This window comes from Burkholderia sp. DN3021 (genome assembly GCF_049805555.1).
Classification (GTDB): Bacteria; Pseudomonadota; Gammaproteobacteria; order Burkholderiales; family Burkholderiaceae; genus Burkholderia; species Burkholderia pyrrocinia_C.
Genome location: NZ_JBNCAB010000093.1, coordinates 1 through 21,309 on the forward strand (window position 1 = coordinate 1; position 21,309 = coordinate 21,309).

The window sequence follows — 21,309 nt, forward strand, 5'->3', positions numbered from 1 at the left end:
GGGCTGCGCTTCGACGGCCTCGGCCGGCTGCGCGTCCGCGCCTTCGCCGCCCTGCGGCTCGCCTTCGGCGCCCTTCGACTTGGCCGCCGCGCGACGCCGCGCGATCAGGCTGCGCGGGCCTCGCCGCAAACCGCGGCGGGGACGCTCGTCGCCACCCGCGGCCGAAGCGTCCTGCTCCGGTGCATCGTCGGCACGCGCTGCCTGCTCGGCAGGCGCGGACGATTCAATATCGTGGATATCTGTCAAAACAACCTCAAAATGTCAGGTCTCGCGCCCGGCGCGGGCGCGGCAAGAAGTTGGCCGCGTTCAGGCGCGACGCTGTTCGGGTTCTGCTTCGTCGTCCGGCAGCGCGTCGGCGCCGATGGGCGCACTGGCGCTTCGTACGGCATCGGCGAGACTGTCGGACGTGTCGTCCAGCATCTCGCCGTCCGCGGGACGGGAACGGGAGGCGTCGGCCTGGCCAACCTCGCCGGGCATGTCGCCGGCCGCTTCCGCTCCGTCTCCGGCAGCCGCTTCGGCGGCCGGCTTGCGATCTTCCTCGCTCCGATCCGCGCGCAACGGCTCGGGCTGCATATCGGTCGGCACTGCTTCGGCGCCAACCTGTTCCGTTTGTTCCGTTTGCCGGCGATCAGCATCGAGCGTATCGCGGTTCGGCATTTCCTGCGTCGACGCGACATCCCCCGGCAATTCGGCCAATTGGCCGGTAGACGCTTCATCCGCCTGCGCCTGCGGCACATCGTCTGCTGCGTCACCGGCTTGCGGCGTGTCGTCGGCAACCGGTACGCCGCCGTCGAAGTCCATTGCGTGCTGCGCAAGCAGCGCGGCCTCGATGTTCGCGGCCGGCTCCTCGAGCGCTGGCAGCTCGTCCAGCGCCTTCAGGCCGAGATCGTCGAGGAACTGCTTGGTCGTCGCATACAGCGCCGGACGCCCCGGCACGTCACGATGACCGATCACCTCGATCCAGCCGCGATCCTCGAGTTGCTTGACCACCTGCGTATTGACCGTGACGCCGCGAATCTCTTCGATGTCGCCGCGCGTGACGGGCTGCCGGTACGCGATGATCGCGAGCGTTTCGAGCACCGCGCGCGAATATTTCGGCGGCTTCTCGGGATGCAGGCGGTCCAGATAGTGGCGCATCGCCGGCTTGCTCTGGAAGCGCCACCCGGTCGCCAGCGCCACCAGTTCGACGCCGCGGCCGGACCAATCCTGTTTCAGATCTTCGAGCAACGTGCGGACCGTGTCAGCCGACACGCCGTCGGCAAAGAGCTTGCGCAAATCGCCGAGCTTCAGCGGTTCCTGCGCGCAGATCAAAGCAGTCTCGAGGACGATCTTCGCCTCTTGGGTATTCATGCAGCTAGGCCAGACCCTGTGGTCAAACGAACCGGATCAACAAACAGACGAAAGGAACGGAAGACGCGCTCGCCCGATTCTGATCGGTCATATTGATGGGAGCACGAACCGGGGGCGGCGAACCAACTTCAGGCCAGGCCCAAACCGGACGGAACAGCACGGCTCAACGACGGAACCGCGTGACTGAGCGCCATATTACGCAAAATTGCCCGGTGCGTAAAGATGAGCAGATTGACCCGCCGCCAGTGCGCCGCGCCCGCTCCGGCCCTGCTTCAACGGGCAGCCGCGCCGCGCGCGAGGAACCGGCGCAGCCGCTCGACGCCCGCGTCGAGTCGTGCCGGATCGCATGCGTAGCACCAGCGCACGAATCCTTCCCCCTCCGGGCCGAATGCCCGCCCGGGCGCAAGGCCGAGCCCCGCATCTCGCACCAGCGTCTTGCAGAACGCGAGACTGTCGGCCGCGCCCGGCAGGCGCAGAAACAGGTACATCGCGCCCGGTGGAGGCGGCACCTCGACGCCCGGCAGCGTCCGCAGCGCGGCGACCAGGTAATCGCGCGCTTCGCGCAGCGCCGCGACGAACGACCGCACGAACGGCTCGCCGTCCCGCAGCGCGACCTCGCCCGCGGCCTGCACGAAGCCCGGCGCGCACGACGTGTTGTATTCGACGAGCTTCGACAGATCGCCCATCACCGATGCAGGCGCAATGAGCCATCCCAGCCGCCAGCCCGTCATCGCCCACGCCTTCGAGAACGAATTCACGACAACGACCCGCTCGTCGCGCGATGCGATATCGAGGAACGACGGCGCGCCGCCGTCGCCGAACGCAAGCCGTTCGTACACCTCGTCGGCGACCAGCCAGATGCCGTGACGGCGACAATGGGCAAGCACGGCCCGCTGATCGTCGCGCGACATCGTCCAGCCGGTCGGATTGTTCGGCGAGTTGACCAGCAGCATCCGCGTATCGGGCGTCAGCGCGGCGAGCAGCCGCTCGACATCGAGCTGCCAGCCCGCGTCGCCATAGCCGAGCGGCACGCATTCGACCCGCGCGCCGAGGATCTTCGGAATCTCGACGAGATTCGGCCACAGCGGCGTAACCGCGACGACGCGCTCGCCCGGGCCGACCAGCATCTGCGCGGCCAGCATCAGCGCGTTCACGCCCGAACTCGTCACGGCGACCGTGTCGGCCGCCGTCGCACCATGACGCGCGCTCACGTAGGCCGCAATCGCGTCGCGCAGCGGCGCAGTGCCGAGATTGTGCGTGTAGAAGGTCGCGCCGTCGCGCAGCGCCGCTGCCGCGGCGTCGCGGATGAAATCCGGCGTCACGCGATCGGACTCGCCGAACCAGAACGGCAGCATGTCAGGCACGCCGAAGCCGGCGTTCGCCACCTCCCGGATCAGCGACGGACGCAGCGCGTGCACCGCGGCGCGCGCCGCCGGCTCATCGGTCGTCGGGGAAAAACCTGCGGAATGCGTCATCGAGAACCACCGCCCAGGAACACGATCCGCGTAGTGTACCGGCCCGCAAGCCGGGCCGCGTCGCTTCCGCGCACGTCAGTCGAGGTCTTCCGCCCTCGCCGGCATCTGCCGCACGAGTTCCCAGATCGCCTGCGCCGCGGGCGACAACGACCTGTCGCGGCGACGCACCAGTTCGACCGTGCGCTCGGTGCGCGGCGTGAGCGGCCGCGCGACGAGTGTCGAGCCGGCCGGCAGCGGCAGCGACAGCCACGGCTGCACGCTCACGCCGACGCCGGCCTCGACGAGCCCGAACACGGTCGCCGAATGCCCGAGCTCCTGCATCACCGTCGCATTGACATGATGGGCGGCCAGCGCGGCATCGATCAGCGGCCGGCTTCCCGACGCGTGATCGAGGAGCACGAGGCGCTCGCCGTCCAGCGCCGTCCACGGCACCTCGGAACGCGCCGCGAGCGGATGATCGGCACGCGCGACGAGGCAGAACGAATCCGTCATCAGCGGTTCGCAGACGAGATCGGCGACCGTAAGCGGCCCGATCACGACGCCGAAATCGACTTCGCTCGACTTCACCTTGCGCAGCACGTCGCTCTGCACGTCGTCTCGCAGGCCAAGCGTCACGAACGGAAACTGGCGCTCGCACGATGCAACCACGCGCGGCATCAGCCTGCAGGCGATCGTCGGGCTCGCCGCGACGATCACGCGCCCGCGGCGCTGCTCGCCGATCTCGCGAATCTCGCGCAGCGTGTCGTCGAGATCGTCGATCAGACGCGACACGCTCGCGATCAGGTTCGCACCGACGTCGGTGAGTTGCACGTCGCGCGTCGTGCGGTCGATCAACTTCAGCCCAAGCTCGGCCTCGAGCTCTCGCACGCAGCGGCTGACCGCGGACTGCGTGAGCCCGATCTCGTCGCCCGCGCGACTGAAGCTCTTGAACCGCGCTACCTCGATGAATACGCGAAGCTGGCGCAGCGTGACGTTCATCTCCTGACCTCATCAATTGTCGATATCGATGCACGATTTTAATGCGTGAATCCGGCTTCGATGCGCGAATCCGGCACCAGCCGCACATGTTTCGCTGCGGTGCAATACACAAGCAAACGCACGCAGCACGGGCGAACTGCACAAGATTGGTGATTGTCCCGATTTGCTGGCGGGTTATTTTGGCGTCTTATACGCCCCTAGCTGACTTAGCCGTTAGCTCGCTGCCAAGCGGCTCTCGAGGGATTCGCCTCCGACGTGGCACGCTTCGTGCATTACCTGGCGCACAGGGCGTAGGTTTCGTCGGATGGAAAGGCAGAAACGCCGCTGCCGGCCAACCGAACGCCCCCACCCGGCACTCGACGATCGAGTGCTTGAAGAGTGCGCGGCGCAGGGCAGCGCACCGGAGTTAGCTTCGCTGAGGTGAGGACATGATGCTGTTCGACGATTTGAGAGATAACGAGTGGGCGCTGGTCGAGGGTCTGTTTTGCTCGGAACCCGCACGGAGTGAACGGCGCGGCCGCCCCCGGGTGGAAGCACGCTCGGTGGTAAACGCCGTGTTGTGGGTGCTGTCGACGGGTGAAGGCTGGTCGAAGCTGCCGGGCCGCTATCCGTCGCCGCCGACCTGCCGCCGTCGCTTCGACGAATGGCAGGCGGACGGCACGCTCGCCGAAATCGTGAAGCGGCTCGGCACGAGCGGCCGGCAGATCTCGCTGCGCGGGCGCATCGGCGCGAGCGCCGCAAAGCCGCCCGCACCGCCGAGCCGCGACCGGCTGCGCGGCGCCTTCTGGACCAATCCGGAATCCTGGCGCGCGCCCGTCAAGATGGCGTAACGAATGCTCGATCGGGCGGCTTCGGCCGCCCGGTTTCTTTCCGCGACGCGACCTTTTCGCGGCGCCTGCATTGCTGTCGAATACCGTTGTCGTGCCGCGATACAACTATTTACCAATATTTACAGCAAGCCTGCACTCCCACGCTTACCTTAGCGAAATATCAACAGGCCGCGCCGACGGCTTGAAGGGAGCCCCGCCATGAGACCAATGTCACTGCTCGTCGCATGCGGCATTGTCATTTCCCTGGCGCTGACCGCTCCAGTTCACGCCGACGATCGCGCGAAACCGCCTCATCGCCAGCAGGATCACCGCAATACTCTCCGCCAGCCGCCGTCTGCCGCCCCGTCCGGCCGGCAAACCGTGCCGCGCGGCGACCTGCGCGGCGACATCGCCAGCAATGCGCGTGCGCGCATCGGCTCGCAGCCGTCCGACATGCCGCGCCATCCGTAGTCCTGCCAATTTCAGGATATCGTCGAAGAAAATGCCCGCTTTCGGGAACTGCGCCGCATGCGACGAGTCACATCGTTGCCATGAGCACAGCGTGGCAACAGCAAAAGTATCCGGTACGCCCGTATCCTCGCGATACGGGCTTTTTTTTGACGTCGCCTGCTTTCGCGGCGACGCCCGAGGCGGGATGGCCTGCCACTACAGGCGGCTTTCGAGAATCGCCACGGCGCTGGCTTCGCTCAATGCGTAGTCGTCCATGCGGCGATCGGTCCAGGAAAGTAATTTCTCGTCGCGCTCGAGGCGCGAAAATTCGGCTCGACCACTGTCGGTCAGCACGGCGATGTCCACCGGTGCGTGAAAACCCGGCGCGGGGGCAACGGTCTTCTGCCTGACCGTGTCCATCAGCCCGAGCGAACGGAGATACTCGAACACGCCCGGGCGGCGTGCCCACGGTACCTGGCGGTACTGCACTCGTCTCAATGCGTCGAGCACCGCTTCGTTGGAATACGTGGCCATCTCGATTCTTTCTTAAAGTGCAGCGACAATGCGAAGCGGTGCGCCGGGCAGGGTCTCCGCCCGCCGATACCGCCACCGATTCTGGAGGCCGACGTTCGGCGTCGCTTCAGGGCCGGATCGTCAGCCGTCCATAAAAAGACACCATACCCCAATCAAATTGATTCTGTTCGATTCATTTGTACTTCTCTTCATCTGTTTCATGCTCTGCCGCAAGCGGCGACGAGTCATCTCGATCGCCGCCGTTGCGCTGTTCTGGCTGCTCGCGACAGGCTGGCTCACCGCGCCGCTGATCGCGTGGAGCGAGGCGGGCGTCGTGCCGGTCGAGCACCCGGACATGCATGGGCGAACCACGCTGATTCTCATCGGCGCCGGCACGCGCCGCACCGACTCCGGGCTGCAGCCGCCGCCCGACGGCATGGCGCGCATCCACAAGGTGGCGGCGCTTTATCGCGTGTGCCGGCAGCAGGCCGAGCGCTGCACCGTGTTGATGTCGGGCGGCGACCCGCAGCATCATGGCGAAACCGAGGCGGCCGTATACGGACGCCAGCTCGTCGCGGAGGGCGTCGCCCCCGGCGACCTCGTTCTCGAACCGAACAGCCGCACAACCTACGAAAACGCGAAATTCACTGCGTCTATACTACGCCCACAGTATGACGACGCACGCATTCTCGTCACCTCGTCGTATCAGATGCGCCGCGCCCTGCTCGATTTCCGCCGATTCGGCATCGATCCGCAGCCCGTTTATGCGAATCGCCGGCGCGCGCAAACGGGCTGGCTGCCACGCTGGCGCAATGTGGCCAACGCCGAGCAGGCGCTGCACGAGCTGGTCGGCATCGCGCAATTCCACGTCTACCGATGGCTCGGGTGGTTCTGACAACTGCGCGGGAAGGGGAGCGGAATGGCAGTACTGCCCAGGATGGCAGGCGCGTGACGAAGTGCGCGAAGTGTTGCGCGACTTCAACGCGGCCTTGCGTCGCGCCAAGATCCGGTGCACATTGATCCGTCACTTTTGTTACACTCGACACGCACTCGTTTGCAGTCGCCAGACAACACGGCAACATTCGGGTTCATCACCACTTAGCGGAGGTAAAGCAATGAAGAAGACGTCCCTGGCTATCCTGGTAGCGATGTCGGCGCTGACTGGCGCAGCGTATGCGCAAGAGAGCACGGAAATCAAGACCATTACCGATCCGGCCAAGATCTCCGAGATCGAGCAGCGCGCACAGGCGCTGCAGCAGCAACAAGCGGCTGAAGCCGCTCAGCCGGCGATGCAGGAAGAGCATCACCACGGCAAGAAGGCTGCTCACCACAAGGCTGCAGCGAAGAAGGCCGGCAAAAAGGCTGCCAAGGCCGCTCCGGCAGAAGCTGCCAGCCAGTAAGTTCGGCGGTACCGCACAAGCGAAAAGCCGAATCCGGGCGACCGGGTTCGGCTTTTTTGGTTGCGGCGCCCGCGCGCTGTGCTAAAGTCGCGCACCGAAATTTTCCACCCGTGCGCACCCCGGTGCGGAGGACAGCATGAGCAACATTCAACTCGACATCGAGTGGACCGAAGCCGCCACTCGCCAGATCAAGCAACTGATGCCCCGCGGCTCGGCCGACGCATTCCTGGCGCTGCCGCCGATCGAGTGCCTGCCGATGGAAGGCGACGTGCTCTTCCTCGGCCCGCAAGGCAAGCAGCAACCGTTCATCGTTGCCGAGCGCCAGTATCATCACGACGGCGACGCCGACTGGACGATCATCCTGATCCTCGACGTACCCGGCACGTCGCACTGACGCGCTACTGCGACCGGACACGTCCGGTCGCCCCACCCTGCTCAGACGAGCTTCGACAGCACGCGGATTTCGGAACTTTCGATCCAGTCCGCGGCCGCTTCGCGATAAGCGAGAATGTGCGCGGAACGCGCATGGGCGGCCAGCGCCTCCTCGCTCTCCCAGCGCTCGACGAACACGAACCGAGCGGGCTCCTTCAGATCCCGGTGCAGGTCGTACTGCAAGGCACCGGCTTCGTTGCGGGTCGGCTCGACGATCCCTTCGAGCGCGGTGCGCAGCTTGTCCTCGGCGCCCGGCTTCGCGACGATCAGCGCCACGACTGCAATTTCCGCCATTCCCGACTCCTTCATCCAGAAAACTCCGAGAATACGCGAATCACGCATCGTGCATCGGCCACGCCGATGCAGCACTACGCGACGGCCAAAAAAATAGCCCGCGCTTCGGAGAAGCGCGGGCGAAACCGTCGCCCTACGAGGATAGGCGACGGGGCCATCGAGATCCGCGCGTTGGCGCACGGATCGTCATCAGTTGCGCCGGCACTTGTCGTGCCGGCATTTGAAAACGTCGAGACCGTTGATCGAGCGCTCGCGACGCTCGCCCGGCATCTGACGCCATCCTCCCTGCTCTAACGATTCCAACATATAAAGCAGTTTGCGTGCCAAGCATCGAACACCGGCCATACCGTTGATTCATAAGGACAATTTTTCGGTCGACAACAATGTGACACGTGTTCTGCCGCCGTAACGCACGGATGTTACGTAACGTCACGATGGGGGACCGAACCTCTCGCACAAGCCGCACGCCGGCGAGCGGTCATAAAAAAAGCCCGCCGAATGGCGGGCTTTGCACGGATGCGGGGAAACGTCGGGATCAGCGGAGCTGATTCACGAGCAGCCCCATGATCTGACGAGCCGCCGACGACGTGTCGATAGAACCCGAATCGTCGACGACCGCGACGCGCGTCTGGTCGGCCGTGAGCGCCTTCACGTTGACGCGGTACTGCTTCGCCTGCTTTTCCTTCTTGCCGTGGAACAGCTGGCTCCAGAAGCCCTGCTCGGCCGAACTCAGGTCCTTCGGATCGACATAGCGCACGAAATACAACCCCTTCGAGCGATCGCGATCGTCGACCGTGAAGTTCGCGCGATCGAGCGCGAGACCGACGTGCAGCCACGATCGGTCGTACGGCTCGCCGAGCGTGACTTCGGACGGCACTGCCGCGTCGGCCGCATCGTTACCCTGCGCCGACGTGCGCGAGACGTTCTGCGCGGCGATCGCGGCGGCAGCCTTCGACGATGCGTCGGCGTCGGCCTTCTTGTCCTTCGGCACCTCGTTGTCCTTGATGTTCGCGATCGGCGGCTCGCCGTTCTTCGCACGCTGCTCGTTCTGCGCGAGCACGGCCATCAGCCGCTTCAGGTATTCGGTCTCGAGTGCCGGATCGTTCGGCTTCGGCTCCCACTTGCTCGAATCGTTGTTCGCGCCGGTGATCGCCTCGCGCATCCCCTTCTGGCTGATGAACACGTAGGTGCCGCCGCTCGGTGCCGAATCGAGACGCGTGCGGTACTTGTTGCGCTCGGCCGTCACGTACGAGTTGCCCATCGCCTTCGAGATCACGCTGCGGATCAGGCCGTCGTTGATCTGCGGATGGGTTTCGTTCCAGTCGGTTTCCATCACGCCCTTGTCGCGCTGGTCAACGACGAGCAGGAAGCCCTGCTCCTGCCAGAAACGACGCACCTGCGGCCAGATGGCGGCCGGCTGCTTGCCGTCGATCACGAGCCAGCTCTCGGTGCCGTCGCGCTGGATATGCATGCCGGCCACGGCTGGCGCGACGGTGTCCAGCGCAGGCGCCGCCTGCTGGACCTGCTGAAGCGCAGACAGGGAAGTCGCGCCGCCCTGGGGCGGCAGCGAACGCTGATCGGCCGTCTCGTCGAGCATGTTGGGCGGCACTGCGAGCGACGCTTCCTTCGATTTCGAATCGCTCTTGTAGTCCACTTTCGTGGGCGACGACGTACCGCAACCGGCGACGAGCGCGCCAGTGGCGAGCACTGCAGCGAACCGCATGGTAAGACGAAGATCAGTCATGTTCGGGGAATCCTCTTCCGCTAAATCACGGCGCTTTCCGTGGATCAACCTTGCATTTTACCGGGGCCGCGCCGCGATGTGCAAAAAAGCGACCGGCAAGAAAAAACCCGCGTCAGCATGAACTGACGCGGGTTCTTGTCTGGTCGGGGCGAGAGGATTTGAACCTCCGACCACCTGCACCCCATGCAGGTACGCTACCAGGCTGCGCTACGCCCCGAAAGAAGAAAATTATAACAGACACTTTTCCGATTTAGAATCGGGTCGCATGCATTTTGTGAATGTTCTTGTGAAATTTTTTGGCGTGCCGGTGCCGATACGAGTGAAGCCGCGCATGCTGGCGCGATCTGCGCTCCCACTGCACGGCGTCCGCATCGCATTCACCGCTTGCGCGCAACGCAGATGACCGTCAGGCCGGCAACGCGGTTGAACCGGAACATCGGCAACTCGACGCGACAGATCGTCTTGAGCAAGCCGTTGACGAGCGGATGGTGCCGACGCAATTGCGACGCCGGCTCGCGTGGATGCCGACGCGCCCGCTCGCCCAGCCGCAGCGCTGCCGCGAGCGGAAACGTGAGGCCGAAGTAATAGGCGCCGCGTTCGACGTCGAGCCCCGCACGACGAACCACATCCTCGAGACCGCCGAGCGTGTACCTGCGCTTGTGCTCGAGAAAATCGTCATGGCCGCTCCAGAGGAACTGGAACGCGGGAACCGTGATCAGGAACCGGCTGCCCGGAGGCGCCCCCTTCACATACTGCGCCAGCAGCCCGACATCGTCGTCGACATGCTCGAGCACGTCCATCAGCAGAACGAGATCGGCATCGAATCGCTCGACGGACCGCCGAAAGTGGATGGGTTTGCCGGCCGTCTCTTCGTCGGTATCGTCGGCGTAGCTCGTATCGACACACCACGCTTCCGTCGCCTGCGTGCGTTCGAGCAAGTGCTTCGAGAAGAAGCCGGAGCCTGCACCGACGTCGAGTATCCGGTTCGCGCCCGCCCCGCCCAGGAACCGACGGATCGCGCTCGCCTTCGACGCGTAGTACCAGTGATCGCCCACACCCGCACCCAATACGTCGACTTCCTTCAGATCCATGACGCTTCCCCGTGACGGCCAAGTGTTTTGATCCGTACAGCCATAAAGCTGATCTTACCTCGCCGTTGCCGCCGATCGTACCTGTCGACGCTGCACGACGGGGCCGGATCGCACGCTTGCTTCGACCGCCTCGGCCGACGCGTCGCGAATCCGCTGAAAACCCGCGCCGGCCAAGGCTGGCAGCAGATTCGCCCGTTCGTCTAAAAACACGTCGGCCGAGGGTCCGCACAAACCAAACGACCGTTTGATCCGGCCGCCCAGCCACCCCGAATCCGTTGTCCCGCCGCCCGTCGGCGCGCCGCGCCCGGGCGCCCGTTGTTTGGTAACGCCGCTCTAGCGCGCTATGACACACTGCACGGCATCGACGCTCGCGCCGTACAGCGGCGCGCGCCGCCGTCGATCACGACAAGACATGGAGACAGACGATGCGGAATGCGGTCCGGCGCGGCCATCGCTCGCCTTTGGCAATTTTCGACTGGATTTCCGGCCCGCGACGCGCGGCCGTCCCGGTCTTGCACAAGACAGCCCGCGTGTTCGGCTGCGGCGCGCTGGCGCTCGTGCTGCTCTGCACCGGTTGTGCGGAATCGTCCGCGCAGCGCGACGGCAACGCGTCGGTCGCGTCGACGAAGATCGAGCGCACCAAAGCCGAACGCCTCGCCCGCGAGCAGCAGATCGCGCGCACCGTGCCGTCGCTTGCATCGATCGGCCTCACGCAACCGCGCCCGTTCACGCTGCGCGACTCGGGCCAGAACGGCGCGATGACGTTCCTGCGCGACGTCGATTTCCGCATCGTCAACAACCTCGGCTTCTTCATCCATCGGTTGTCGGCCACGCTCGTGCCGACGCAGGCCGGCGCGCCGATCGTGTTCGACGATCCGACGAGCTTCGAGATCGACGTGCACGAAGGCACGGTCACGCTCGACAACGCGAAGCTGACCGCCCTCTTCAATACCTATATCTTCGGTTACCGCAACGCACCGCTGCGCAAGCTCGCCGTGTCGGCCGGCGACGGCGTGATCCACCTGCAGGGCGAAATGCAGCGCGACGGCTGGGTGCCGTTCTCGCTGACCGGCACGCTCGCGATCCGCGACGGCAGCCAGCTCGTGTTCCACCCGACCGGGGTGAGCGTGTCGGGCATCAACGCGCAGCCGGTGATGCGCGCGGCCAACGTGAAGATGGCCGACCTGCTGAAGGTCCAGACGCCGATCGCGCAGCTCGCCGGCGACGATCTCGTAATGTCGGTCGACAAGCTGATGCCGCCGCCGCGCCTGAAGCTCACGATCACCGCGCTGCGCGTAACGCCGGCCGGCCTCGACCTTACGCTCGACGACGGCACGCATGCGGGCTTTGCGATGCCTGCGAACGCGCCGCAGCAGGCGATGGTCATCCGCGGCGGCGACGTGAAGTTCATGCGCTCGATGCCGATGAACGCAGACATCCTGATCGGCCCGGTCGATTCGACGAAGCGCGACCAGAATTTCGTGTTTGACCTGTATCACTATCGCGACCAGGTGTCGGCTGGTTACTTCAATTTCGACGAAAGCGGTGCGATGGCCATCCGGATGCCTTCGTACACGGGTCCGGCCAGCGGCGCGCTGCTCGGCAACGCGGCCGCACGCCTGAACGACAGCTTCCTCGCCGCGCAGCAGTATGCGCTGCGCGAGGTGCGCCAGCACTGGGAAGCCTACGCGCTCGCGGCGGACACGGCGCGGCCCGGCATGCAGAAGGTCGCGATGCGGCGCACGTCGACCACGCCGTTCAACGAGCGGCACGTGTCGAACCGCAACCCGACGATCCATCTGCACAACGTCGACTTCAACCTGTCCGGCGATATCGGCTTTCATGTCGAGGATCTCGACGTCGAACTCGTGTCGAAGCGCCCCGGCGAGCCCGTCGACCTCGACGATCCGAACCAGTACGACATCCGCATTCTCGGCGGCACGGTCGTCGAGTCATGGAAGGCGATGTCCGCGCTCTTCAACAACTACCTGCTCGACTACTCGCCACGTTCGTTGAACGACCTGCAGCTCAGTGCGGACGGCCAGAACCTGCGCGTCCAGGGCGGCATCAAGCTGTGGAATCACGTGCCGGGCGTCTGGCTGCCGACCGACATGAAGGGCTCGCTGACGGTACTCGACGACCGGCACCTCGCGTTCAAGCCATCCGAGGTGTCGGTGCTCGGCATTCCGCAGGCGAAGCTGCTGCGCTCGCTCGGTATCGAGCTCGCTTCGCTGACGCCGCTGCAGCGTCGCGGCGCGGAACTGCGCGGCGACACGCTCGTGCTCGACCAGTACACCGTGTTCCCGCCGCCGGTGCTGAACGGCAAGCTCGGGCAGGCAACGGTCGAGCGCGACGGGCTGCGCCTCACGTTCCGGCGGGCGGCGGGCGCGCCCGTGCCGAAGCGGCCGCAGATCGATGCGCCGAGCTACATGTGGATGGAAGGCGGCGACATGAAGATGTTCAACGTGCTCGAACTGAACGTGCGCGCGCTGATCCGGAATTCGGCCGAGGCCGGCCCGATGCGTTTCGACCTGTACGGCTACCGCAGCCAGGTCGCGCAGGGCTCGGTGAGAATGCTGCCGGACGGCACGCTGGTCGTCGACATGGGGCAGAAGAATCCGCTCGCGTCGCGCTGATCCGCGTGCGCAACGCGCATGAAAAAGCCCGGTGGCGCTTCGCCAACCGGGCTTTTCATTTCGTCCTTCGTACTTCGCGCTTCAGTCGTGCTTCAGTCCTTCGATCACGTCGAGCAGCGCCTGCCGCAACGCGATGACGTCGACGGTTGCGCCCGGCTTGCCGGGCACACGCGCGTCGGCTGCCTGCATCTCGGCGGATTCGACCGGTTCCGCCGCAGCCCGCCCGCCGCCCGGCGAATCGAGCCGGTTGCGTGCACCGTTGATCGTGAACCCCTGCTCGTACAGCAACTCGCGAATCCGCCGGATCAGCAGCACTTCGTGATGTTGGTAATACCGACGATTGCCGCGCCGCTTCACCGGCCGCAGCTGAGTGAATTCCTGTTCCCAATAACGCAGCACATGCGGCTTGACCCCGCACAGTTCGCTGACTTCGCCGATCGTGAAGTAGCGCTTCGCGGGAATCGGAGGCAAAACGACTTTCTCAACCGTGGTGGTCATCGTCGGTTAACCGTCGGTAAGGGTGCGCGGCGGCCGCGCGGAGACGTCAGCGCGCGGGGCTTACTCCGCGCCGTTTTCGACCAGCGCCTTCAGCTTCTGGCTCGCGTGGAAGGTTACCACCCGGCGGGCCGCGATCGGAATCGCCTCGCCCGTCTTCGGATTACGGCCAGGACGCTGCGGCTTGTCGCGCAGCTGGAAATTGCCGAACCCCGACAGCTTGACGCTTTCGCCGTTTTCAAGCGCGTCGCGGATCACCTCGAAAAACGCCTCGACCATGTCCTTCGCTTCACGCTTGTTCAGCCCGACGCTGTCGAACAGCAGCTCTGCCAGCTCCGCCTTCGTCAGCGTGGGCGTCTCGGCGGACGCCGGCGCCGAAGCGTCGCGGTTCATGGCGCTGCGTTGCGCCGTCAGGAGGGCTTCGAATTCACTCGAGGTCATGTCGTTCATATCTGCCATACAGCGCGTTGAATCAAAACTTACGATGGGAAAAAGCCGCCCGCAAGCGGGCGGGCCCTCTCCTTAGCCGCGCAGGCGCGCACCGGCACGAGCCATCCGCTCGACCAGCGTCTGGATCGCCTGATCGACGACCTCGTCCTGTAGCGTGCCAGCCGCGTCCTGCAGCGTCACGCGGAAGGCAAGGCTCTTCTCGTGCGCGGCAAGACCACCGGAAGTATTTGATTTTGCACGAAATTCGTCGAATAGTACAACCTTCTGAACGAATCGGCAGGCCTCTTCGGCAAGCGCCTTCTTCATTTCGTCGAAAAGTGCCTGAACCTCGACCGCCTGATCGACGACAACGGCGATATCGCGACGTACCGGCGGGAATTTCGACACGTCGGTCGGCGCAGGCAGCGCACGCGCAATCAGCGCGTCCGCATCGATCTCGAACATCACGGGCGCGTGCGGCAGCTCGTACTTCTGCATCAGGCGCGGGTGCAGCTCGCCGATCCAGCCGACCGCGCGGCCATCGACCTCGATCCGCGCGCTGCGGCCCGGATGGAGGGCCGGATGCTCTGCCTTCACGAAACGCGCGGCCGCGGGCGCGAGCAGCGCCTCCAGATCGCCCTTCACGTCGAAGAAATCGACAGCGCGGGTCTCGGTGCCCCACTGCTCGTCGAGGGCCGGACCGTACGCAAGCGCGCCGACACGCTTCGGCTGCGCATGACCTTCGACGGCCAGCTCGCCGGCCTTCACCGACGAATCGGCGAGGAACACGCGGCCCGATTCGAACACGCGCACGCGATCGGCGCGCCGGTTCAGGTTGTGACGAAGCACGGCGATCAGGCTGCCGAACAACGTCGTGCGCATCACCGAAAGCTGGCTCGCGATCGGGTTCAGCAGCCTGATCGGGTTGTCGTTGCCTGCGAAATCGTGCTCCCACTCCGCATCGACGAAGCTGAAGTTGACGGTTTCCGCATAGTCGCGCGCGGCGAGCGCATGACGGATGTCGTGGATCGAGCGCCGCGTCTCGTTGGTCGCACGCATTTCGCTCGTCGCGACCGGCGGACGCGCGGGGATCTTCTCGAAGCCGTAGATACGCGCCACTTCCTCGATCAGGTCTTCCTCGATCTCGATGTCGAAGCGGTGCGACGGCGGCGTCACGAGGAACGCGTCGTCTTCACGCTCGAACGGCAGGCCGAGGCGCGTGAAGATGCTGGCGATCTCGTCGGCGCCGATCTTCACGCCGATGATGCGGTTTGCGCGCGACACGCGCATCTTCACCGGCGCGCGCTGCGGCAGGTTCACGGACTGATCGTCGACCGGGCCGGCCTTGCCGCCGCAGATCTCGAGAATCAGCTGCGTGATGCGCTCGACGTGCTCGACGGTCGTCGCGTAATCGACGCCGCGCTCGAAGCGATGGGCCGCATCGGTCGAGAAGTTGTACTTGCGCGCGCGGCCACGGATGCTGTCCGGCCACCAGAACGCGGCTTCCAGGTAGATGTTGGTCGTGTCGAGCGTGACGGCCGTGCTGTCGCCGCCCATGATGCCGGCCAGGCTTTCGACCTGGCGGTCGTCCGAAATCACGCCGACCGTTTCGTCGAGTTCGACCGTGTTGCCGTTGAGCAGCTTCAGCGATTCGCCGCGCTTGCCCCAGCGCACCTCGATGCCGCCGTGGATCTTGTCGAGATCGAACACGTGCGACGGGCGGCCGAGCTCGAACATCACGTAGTTCGAGATGTCGACGAGCGCGGACACGCTGCGCTGCCCCGAACGCTCGAGGCGCTCGATCATCCACTGCGGCGTCTGCGCATGCGCGTTCACGCCGCGGATCACGCGCCCCGAGAAGCGGCCGCACAGATCGGGGGCGGCAATGCGCACCGGCAGCGTTTCGTCGAGCTCGACGCGCACCGGGCGGATGTCGACCGGCGTCAGCGGCGCGCCGGTGATCGCGGCCGTCTCGCGCGCGATGCCGAACACGGACAGGCAGTCGGCCTTGTTCGGCGTCAGCTTGATTTCGAAGATCGTGTCGTCGAGATGGAGCGTCTCGCGGATGTCCTGACCGACCGGCGTGTCTTCCGGCAGGATCAGCAGGCCGCTGTGGTCCTCGGACAGCTTCAGCTCGCGCGCCGAGCACAGCATCCCCTGGCTCTCCACGCCGCGCAGCTTCGACAGCTTGATCGCGAACGGCTTGCCGCCCTCTTCTGCCGGCGGCAGTTCCGCTCCGACCAGCGCGACCGGCACCTTGATGCCGGGCGCCACGTTCGGCGCGCCGCAGACGATGTTCAGCGTCGCGCCGGTGCCGGCGTCGACCTGGCAGACATTGAGCTTGTCCGCATCCGGATGCTTGACGACTTCGAGCACGCGGCCGACGACGATCTTCGACGTCGGCGGCGCAGCCTTGCTCAGCGATTCGACTTCGAGCCCCGCCATCGTCAGCGCGTGCGACAGTTCGTCGGTCGTGAGCTGCGGGTCGACAAAGGTTCTCAACCAGGATTCAGGGAATTGCATGGATGTCTACGTTCGAAACAGGTTAGATCGACGCCCGGGGCCCCATCGGATCGTCCGTCGGGGCGTGCGCGGGCACAGGTCGGCGCGGCGAGCGGCGTTATGCGAACTGGCGCAGGAAACGCAGGTCGTTCTCGAAGAACAGCCGGAGATCCTGGACGCCGTAGCGCAGCATCGTCAGGCGCTCGAGGCCGCTGCCGAACGCGAAGCCGATGTAACGCTCGGGATCGAGGCCCATGTTGCGAATCACGGTCGGATGCACCTGCCCCGAGCCGGAGATCTCGAGCCACTTGCCGGCGTTCTTGCCTTGCTCGAACATCATGTCGATTTCGGCCGACGGTTCCGTGAACGGGAAATACGACGGCCGGAAGCGCACGAGGATGTCGTCGCGCTCGAAGAATTTTTTCAGGAAGTCGGTATAGACGCCCTTGAGATCGGCGAAGCTGATGTTTTCGTCGATCCACAGCCCCTCGACCTGATTGAACATCGGCGAGTGGGTCGCATCGCTGTCGACGCGATACGTGCGGCCCGGCGCGATCACCTTGATCGGCGGACGGTTCATGCGCGCGTAACGCACCTGCATCGGGCTCGTGTGCGTGCGCAGCAGCAGTTGGCGGCCGTCGGCGTCCTTGCCTTCGACATAGAAGGTGTCCTGCATCGAACGCGCCGGATGATTCTCCGGGCTGTTCAGCGACGTGAAGTTGTACCAGTCGGTCTCGATTTCGGGACCGTCGGCCACGTCGAAACCGATCGAGCGGAAAATCTGTTCGACGCGCTCCCACGTGCGCATCACGGGGTGCAGGCTGCCTGCACCGGCGCCGCGGCCCGGCAACGTCACGTCGATCGCCTCGGCGGCGAGGCGCTGGTTCAACAGCACGTCGGCCAGCGCCTGGCGACGTGCGGTCAGCGCGGCTTCAACCTGCTGCTTCACGACGTTGATGCGTGCGCCTTCGGTCTTGCGTGCTTCGGGATCGAGCTTGCCGAGGCCCTTCAGCAACTCGGTCAGCGCACCCGACTTGCCGAGAAATCGTGCTTTCTCGTTTTCGAGCGTGGTGATGTCGGCAGCCTGTTCGAAGGACTGCTGCGCGTCGGCGACAATCTGGTCCAGATCCATAGATCCCATCATTTCCAACGTCATTCGGTCTTGGCGAGCGAAATCGCCCGGCCAACAAAAAACGGCCCCCACGCTCTCGTGCTTTGCATGGGACCGGAGTAAGCGCCAAAGGCGCTAACTCCGGATCGACACATTCGCTGCCCCCCCGAGGGGGCGATCGGCCCTCTTGGGGCGGCCCAGCGAGGGCCGATAAAAAAAGGGGCTCGGAAGAGCCCCGTTTTCGCTGCAGCGGCCGAGACTACCGGATCATCGCTGCAACTAACCACGCAGTGCTAATTTCGCAATTAGGCTGCAACGGCGGCTTTCACCTGCTTGACGATCGCAGCAAAAGCAGCCTTGTCGAACACCGCCATGTCGGCCAGCACCTTACGGTCGAGTTCGATCGACGCCTTCTTCAGGCCGTTGATGAACACGCTGTAGGTCATGTCGTGCTGGCGAACTGCCGCGTTGATACGCGTGATCCACAGTGCGCGGAACACACGCTTCTTGTTGCGGCGATCGCGGTACGCGTACTGGCCAGCGCGCATCACCGCCTGCTTGGCGATGCGGTAGACGTTATTGCGGCGGCCGCGATAACCCTTGGCCAGGTTGATGATCTTCTTGTGGCGGGCCCGTGCGGTTACCCCACGTTTGACTCGAGGCATGTTTCTCTCCTTAGAGTATCGATTGAGGGGTTACGCGAACGGGAGCATCGCGCGGACGGAGTTCAGATCGGAATCATGAACTGCCGTTGCGCCGCGCAGATGGCGCTTGTTCTTCGTGGTTTTCTTGGTCAGGATGTGGCGCTTGAAGGCTTGACCGCGCTTGACGGTACCGCCCGGACGCACCACGAAGCGCTTTGCAGCGCTCTTCTTGGTCTTCATCTTAGGCATGACGAACAACTCCAGTTTATTAGATGGCGATGGGTGTGCGGTTGGCTTGCGCCCTTGACCCGCCCTTCGAAACCCAGTCCACTTGTGTACGGCGTACCGCTTGCGCAGCCGCCGTCATTGTTGGCGCGCCGCCCTGACCGGGCAACGCGCCGAACCACTTCCGAACCTGCGCGCGAAGCGCGCGGGCCCGTTACTTCTTTTTCTTCGGCGAGAGCACCATGATCATCTGGCGCCCTTCCATCTTCGGCATCTGCTCGACCTGGCCGACTTCCTCGAGATCCGTGCGCAGACGCTCAAGCATCCGCATACCGATTTCCTGGTGAGCCATTTCGCGACCGCGGAAACGCAACGTGATCTTCGTCTTGTCGCCCTCTTCGAGGAAGCGCACGAGATTGCGAAGCTTGACGTTGTAATCCCCGTCATCGGTACCCGGGCGGAACTTGACTTCCTTGACCTGGATGACCTTCTGCTTCAGCTTCGCTTCGTGCTGCTTCTTCGATTCCTGGTACTTGAACTTGCCGTAATCCATCAGACGGCAAACCGGGGGAACCGCTTGCGGCGCGATTTCCACCAGGTCAACATCCAGTTCTTCCGATTTACGGAAAGCATCAGCGAGTTTTACGATACCGAGCGGTTCGTTCTCGATCCCGACCAGACGCACTTCCGGCGCAGTGATTTCACCGTTGATGCGATGCGACGACTTATCAGTAGCGATGTTACGTTTCCTCTAAAAATTAAAAAAACGAGCCGCGCTGCCAGGGTGGTTACTTGAACGAGCGCAGGTCTTCCTGCAGACGCTCAACGAAGGCATCGACCGGCATCACGCCAAGATCGACGCCGCCACGGGCACGCACGGCTACCGTTTGCGCATCACGCTCCTTATCACCCACGACGAGGAGATAAGGCACCTTTTCCAGCGTGTGCTCGCGTATTTTATAGCTAATCTTCTCGTTGCGCAAATCGGCCGTCACTCTAACCCCTTGTTTTTGCAACGATTGGGCCAGAGATTGCGCATATTCGACCTGACTTTCGGCGATATTGAGCACAACAGCCTGCATCGGCGCGAGCCAGACCGGCATCGCACCAGCGTGGTGCTCGATCAAAATGCCGAGGAATCGCTCCATCGAACCGACGATCGCACGGTGCAGCATCACGGGCCGGCGACGGCTGTTGTCTTCCGCCACGTACTCGGCGCCGAGGCGTTCCGGCAGCATCATGTCGAGCTGCAGCGTGCCGCACTGCCACGAACGGCCGAGCGCGTCCTTGATGTGGTACTCGATCTTCGGACCGTAGAACGCACCCTCGCCCGGCAGCTCTTCCCACTGGAGGCCGCACGCCGTCAGCGCTTCACGCAGGCCCTGCTCGGCACGGTCCCACGTTTCGTCGGAACCCATGCGCTGCTCCGGACGCAGCGACAGCTTGATGTCGATGTGGTCGAAGCCGAAATCGCCATACACGCTCATCGCCAGCCTGTTGAACGCGATCGACTCGGCAATGATCTGGTCTTCCGTACAGAAGATGTGCGCATCGTCCTGCACGAAGCCGCGCACGCGCATCAGGCCGTGCAGCGCGCCCGACGCCTCGTTGCGGTGGCACGAGCCGAATTCCGCGTAACGCAACGGCAGGTCGCGATACGAACGCAGGCCGTGCTTGAACACCTGGACGTGCCCCGGACAGTTCATCGGCTTGATCGCGTAGTCGCGCTTCTCCGACTCCGTCGTGAACATGTTCTCGCGGTAGTTCTGCCAGTGGCCCGACGCTTCCCACAGCGAGCGGTCCATGATCATCGGCGTCTTGATCTCGAGGTAGCCGGCTTCGTTCACGCGGCGGCGCATGTACTGCTCGACCTGCTGCCACAGCGCCCAGCCCTTCGGATGCCAGAACACCATGCCCGGCGACTCTTCCTGCATATGGAACAGGTCAAGCTGCTTGCCGAGCTTGCGGTGGTCGCGTTTTTCCGCTTCCTCGAGCATGTGCAGGTACTGATCCTGGTCTTCCTTCTTCGTCCAGGCCGTGCCGTAGATGCGCTGCAGCTGCTCGTTCTTCGAATCGCCGCGCCAGTACGCGCCCGCGACCTTCATCAGCTTGAAGACCTTCAGCTTGCCGGTCGACGGCACGTGCGGGCCGCGGCACAGATCGGTGAAGCCGCCGTGCGAATACAGCTTGATTTCGTCGCTCTGCGGAATCGATTCGATGATCTCGGCCTTGTACTTCTCGCCGAGGCTGCGGAAGTAACCCGCGGCCTCGTCGCGCGACACGACACGGCGCGTCACGGGCTCGTCCTTCTTCGCGAGTTCCTGCATGCGCTTTTCGATCTTTTCCAGATCTTCCGGCGTAAACGGACGGTTATACGAGAAGTCGTAATAGAAGCCGTTGTCGATCACGGGGCCGATCGTCACCTGCGCATCCGGATACAGATCCTTCACTGCATACGCAAGCAAGTGCGCGGTCGAGTGACGAATGATGTCGAGACCGTCGGCATCCTTGTCCGTGACGATGGCGAGCGACGCGTCGCGGTCGATCACCGCGGACGTATCGACGAGCTCGCCGTCGAGCTTGCCACCAAGCGCAGCCTTCGCAAGGCCGGGACCGATCGAGGCTGCAACCTCGGCAACTGTCACCGGATGCTCGTATTGTCGAACTGAGCCGTCAGGCAAGCGTATCGAAACCATAGCAATCTCCGTGATGCCGACAGTGGGCGGCAGAC

At 64.4% G+C, this 21,309-nt stretch carries 21 protein-coding genes, 1 tRNA gene and 2 pseudogenes; 7 read left to right on the plus strand and 17 right to left on the minus strand.

Annotated elements, in window-relative coordinates; all coding sequences use genetic code 11:
• The 4 genes and pseudogenes from ACPUER_RS30785 to ACPUER_RS30800 all read right to left on the minus strand — a co-directional run.
• Positions 1–246: pseudogene (locus ACPUER_RS30785) on the minus strand (23S rRNA pseudouridylate synthase B); the annotation flags it as partial.
• Between the two features lie 60 nt (positions 247–306).
• Entirely contained in the window at positions 307–1,350 is a 1,044-nt protein-coding gene (scpB, locus tag ACPUER_RS30790; protein ID WP_425132953.1) for an SMC-Scp complex subunit ScpB, read from the minus strand.
• A 272-nt stretch (positions 1,351–1,622) separates the two neighbouring features.
• A complete protein-coding gene (locus ACPUER_RS30795; protein ID WP_425132954.1) occupies positions 1,623–2,825 on the minus strand; it encodes a pyridoxal phosphate-dependent aminotransferase in 1,203 nt (400 codons plus the stop codon).
• A gap of 75 nt (positions 2,826–2,900) precedes the next feature.
• Positions 2,901–3,803 (minus strand): LysR substrate-binding domain-containing protein, encoded by a 903-nt coding sequence (locus ACPUER_RS30800; protein ID WP_425132955.1) that lies wholly within the window; start codon positions 3,801–3,803, stop codon positions 2,901–2,903.
• 431 nt (positions 3,804–4,234) lie between these two features.
• On the opposite strand from ACPUER_RS30800, the pseudogene ACPUER_RS30805 reads away from it, so the two are divergent.
• Both ACPUER_RS30805 and ACPUER_RS30810 read left to right on the plus strand, forming a co-directional pair.
• Positions 4,235–4,630: pseudogene (locus ACPUER_RS30805) on the plus strand (transposase); the annotation flags it as partial.
• A 201-nt stretch (positions 4,631–4,831) separates the two neighbouring features.
• Positions 4,832–5,083: a hypothetical protein gene (locus tag ACPUER_RS30810; RefSeq protein ID WP_244137326.1), complete on the plus strand. Its 252-nt coding sequence runs from the start codon at positions 4,832–4,834 to the stop codon at positions 5,081–5,083.
• A 195-nt stretch (positions 5,084–5,278) separates the two neighbouring features.
• On the opposite strand, the gene ACPUER_RS30815 is transcribed toward ACPUER_RS30810, so the two are convergent.
• Positions 5,279–5,596 carry a hypothetical protein gene (locus tag ACPUER_RS30815; RefSeq protein ID WP_006495354.1) on the minus strand — a complete coding sequence of 106 codons (318 nt, stop codon included), beginning with the start codon at positions 5,594–5,596 and terminating at the stop codon, positions 5,279–5,281.
• 157 nt (positions 5,597–5,753) lie between these two features.
• Between ACPUER_RS30815 and ACPUER_RS30820 the strand changes: the two genes are divergently transcribed.
• The 3 genes from ACPUER_RS30820 (at position 5,754) to ACPUER_RS30830 (ending at position 7,369) form a co-directional block, all read left to right on the plus strand.
• Positions 5,754–6,470 carry a YdcF family protein gene (locus ACPUER_RS30820; protein WP_175961566.1) on the plus strand — a complete coding sequence of 239 codons (717 nt, stop codon included), beginning with the start codon at positions 5,754–5,756 and terminating at the stop codon, positions 6,468–6,470.
• A gap of 220 nt (positions 6,471–6,690) precedes the next feature.
• The gene (locus ACPUER_RS30825) at positions 6,691–6,975 is read left to right on the plus strand and encodes a hypothetical protein (protein WP_034184020.1); all 285 of its coding nucleotides are present in this window, start codon (positions 6,691–6,693) and stop codon (positions 6,973–6,975) included.
• Between the two features lie 136 nt (positions 6,976–7,111).
• Entirely contained in the window at positions 7,112–7,369 is a 258-nt protein-coding gene (locus ACPUER_RS30830) for a hypothetical protein (RefSeq protein ID WP_034184019.1), read from the plus strand.
• Positions 7,370–7,410: 41 nt separating this feature from the next.
• Here the strand turns inward: ACPUER_RS30830 and ACPUER_RS30835 are convergent, their stop codons facing one another.
• A complete protein-coding gene (locus ACPUER_RS30835) occupies positions 7,411–7,701 on the minus strand; it encodes a putative quinol monooxygenase (RefSeq protein WP_131948517.1) in 291 nt (96 codons plus the stop codon).
• A gap of 66 nt (positions 7,702–7,767) precedes the next feature.
• On the opposite strand from ACPUER_RS30835, the gene ACPUER_RS30840 reads away from it, so the two are divergent.
• Positions 7,768–7,995, plus strand: a complete 228-nt coding sequence (locus ACPUER_RS30840; protein ID WP_310134492.1) for a hypothetical protein — start codon at positions 7,768–7,770, stop codon at positions 7,993–7,995.
• A gap of 241 nt (positions 7,996–8,236) precedes the next feature.
• Here the strand turns inward: ACPUER_RS30840 and bamC are convergent, their stop codons facing one another.
• From bamC to ACPUER_RS30855, 3 genes are all read right to left on the minus strand, one after another.
• A complete protein-coding gene (bamC, locus tag ACPUER_RS30845) occupies positions 8,237–9,445 on the minus strand; it encodes an outer membrane protein assembly factor BamC (protein WP_425132956.1) in 1,209 nt (402 codons plus the stop codon).
• Positions 9,446–9,585: 140 nt separating this feature from the next.
• Positions 9,586–9,662 (minus strand) — tRNA-Pro (locus tag ACPUER_RS30850).
• Positions 9,663–9,822: 160 nt separating this feature from the next.
• Positions 9,823–10,536, minus strand: a complete 714-nt coding sequence (locus ACPUER_RS30855; RefSeq protein ID WP_034184016.1) for a class I SAM-dependent methyltransferase — start codon at positions 10,534–10,536, stop codon at positions 9,823–9,825.
• A 425-nt stretch (positions 10,537–10,961) separates the two neighbouring features.
• Between ACPUER_RS30855 and ACPUER_RS30860 the strand changes: the two genes are divergently transcribed.
• Positions 10,962–13,172, plus strand: a complete 2,211-nt coding sequence (locus tag ACPUER_RS30860; RefSeq protein WP_425132957.1) for a hypothetical protein — start codon at positions 10,962–10,964, stop codon at positions 13,170–13,172.
• Positions 13,173–13,253: 81 nt separating this feature from the next.
• Here the strand turns inward: ACPUER_RS30860 and ACPUER_RS30865 are convergent, their stop codons facing one another.
• The 8 genes from ACPUER_RS30865 to thrS all read right to left on the minus strand — a co-directional run bounded on the left by ACPUER_RS30865 (position 13,254) and on the right by thrS (position 21,274).
• Positions 13,254–13,670: a MerR family transcriptional regulator gene (locus ACPUER_RS30865; protein WP_175961570.1), complete on the minus strand. Its 417-nt coding sequence runs from the start codon at positions 13,668–13,670 to the stop codon at positions 13,254–13,256.
• 60 nt (positions 13,671–13,730) lie between these two features.
• The gene (locus ACPUER_RS30870) at positions 13,731–14,117 is read right to left on the minus strand and encodes an integration host factor subunit alpha (RefSeq protein ID WP_040144036.1); all 387 of its coding nucleotides are present in this window, start codon (positions 14,115–14,117) and stop codon (positions 13,731–13,733) included.
• A 72-nt stretch (positions 14,118–14,189) separates the two neighbouring features.
• The gene (pheT, locus tag ACPUER_RS30875) at positions 14,190–16,619 is read right to left on the minus strand and encodes a phenylalanine--tRNA ligase subunit beta (protein WP_425132958.1); all 2,430 of its coding nucleotides are present in this window, start codon (positions 16,617–16,619) and stop codon (positions 14,190–14,192) included.
• A gap of 97 nt (positions 16,620–16,716) precedes the next feature.
• Entirely contained in the window at positions 16,717–17,730 is a 1,014-nt protein-coding gene (gene pheS, locus ACPUER_RS30880) for a phenylalanine--tRNA ligase subunit alpha (protein ID WP_425132959.1), read from the minus strand.
• 284 nt (positions 17,731–18,014) lie between these two features.
• Entirely contained in the window at positions 18,015–18,374 is a 360-nt protein-coding gene (gene rplT, locus ACPUER_RS30885; RefSeq protein WP_004192938.1) for a 50S ribosomal protein L20, read from the minus strand.
• Positions 18,375–18,404: 30 nt separating this feature from the next.
• Complete coding sequence (gene rpmI / locus ACPUER_RS30890; RefSeq protein ID WP_004191477.1) at positions 18,405–18,602, minus strand: 50S ribosomal protein L35; 198 nt, start codon at positions 18,600–18,602, stop codon at positions 18,405–18,407.
• A gap of 190 nt (positions 18,603–18,792) precedes the next feature.
• Positions 18,793–19,317 (minus strand): translation initiation factor IF-3, encoded by a 525-nt coding sequence (gene infC, locus ACPUER_RS30895; RefSeq protein ID WP_071734130.1) that lies wholly within the window; start codon positions 19,315–19,317, stop codon positions 18,793–18,795.
• A gap of 49 nt (positions 19,318–19,366) precedes the next feature.
• On the minus strand, positions 19,367–21,274 hold the full coding sequence (thrS, locus tag ACPUER_RS30900; protein WP_072441734.1) for a threonine--tRNA ligase: 1,908 nt from the start codon (positions 21,272–21,274) through the stop codon (positions 19,367–19,369).
• Between the last annotated feature and the right edge of the window lie 35 nt (positions 21,275–21,309).

Coding starts and splice junctions, on each gene's coding strand:
- scpB (WP_425132953.1), bottom strand. CDS start 1,350: ATGAATACCCAAGAGGCGAAGATCGTCCTCGAGACTGCTTTGATCTGC.
- ACPUER_RS30795 (WP_425132954.1), bottom strand. CDS start 2,825: ATGACGCATTCCGCAGGTTTTTCCCCGACGACCGATGAGCCGGCGGCG.
- ACPUER_RS30800 (WP_425132955.1), bottom strand. CDS start 3,803: ATGAACGTCACGCTGCGCCAGCTTCGCGTATTCATCGAGGTAGCGCGG.
- ACPUER_RS30810 (WP_244137326.1), top strand. CDS start 4,832: ATGAGACCAATGTCACTGCTCGTCGCATGCGGCATTGTCATTTCCCTG.
- ACPUER_RS30815 (WP_006495354.1), bottom strand. CDS start 5,596: ATGGCCACGTATTCCAACGAAGCGGTGCTCGACGCATTGAGACGAGTG.
- ACPUER_RS30825 (WP_034184020.1), top strand. CDS start 6,691: ATGAAGAAGACGTCCCTGGCTATCCTGGTAGCGATGTCGGCGCTGACT.
- ACPUER_RS30830 (WP_034184019.1), top strand. CDS start 7,112: ATGAGCAACATTCAACTCGACATCGAGTGGACCGAAGCCGCCACTCGC.
- ACPUER_RS30835 (WP_131948517.1), bottom strand. CDS start 7,701: ATGGCGGAAATTGCAGTCGTGGCGCTGATCGTCGCGAAGCCGGGCGCC.
- ACPUER_RS30840 (WP_310134492.1), top strand. CDS start 7,768: ATGCAGCACTACGCGACGGCCAAAAAAATAGCCCGCGCTTCGGAGAAG.
- bamC (WP_425132956.1), bottom strand. CDS start 9,445: ATGACTGATCTTCGTCTTACCATGCGGTTCGCTGCAGTGCTCGCCACT.
- ACPUER_RS30855 (WP_034184016.1), bottom strand. CDS start 10,536: ATGGATCTGAAGGAAGTCGACGTATTGGGTGCGGGTGTGGGCGATCAC.
- ACPUER_RS30860 (WP_425132957.1), top strand. CDS start 10,962: ATGCGGAATGCGGTCCGGCGCGGCCATCGCTCGCCTTTGGCAATTTTC.
- ACPUER_RS30865 (WP_175961570.1), bottom strand. CDS start 13,670: ATGACCACCACGGTTGAGAAAGTCGTTTTGCCTCCGATTCCCGCGAAG.
- ACPUER_RS30870 (WP_040144036.1), bottom strand. CDS start 14,117: ATGAACGACATGACCTCGAGTGAATTCGAAGCCCTCCTGACGGCGCAA.
- pheT (WP_425132958.1), bottom strand. CDS start 16,619: ATGCAATTCCCTGAATCCTGGTTGAGAACCTTTGTCGACCCGCAGCTC.
- pheS (WP_425132959.1), bottom strand. CDS start 17,730: ATGGATCTGGACCAGATTGTCGCCGACGCGCAGCAGTCCTTCGAACAG.
- rplT (WP_004192938.1), bottom strand. CDS start 18,374: ATGCCTCGAGTCAAACGTGGGGTAACCGCACGGGCCCGCCACAAGAAG.
- rpmI (WP_004191477.1), bottom strand. CDS start 18,602: ATGCCTAAGATGAAGACCAAGAAGAGCGCTGCAAAGCGCTTCGTGGTG.
- thrS (WP_072441734.1), bottom strand. CDS start 21,274: ATGGTTTCGATACGCTTGCCTGACGGCTCAGTTCGACAATACGAGCAT.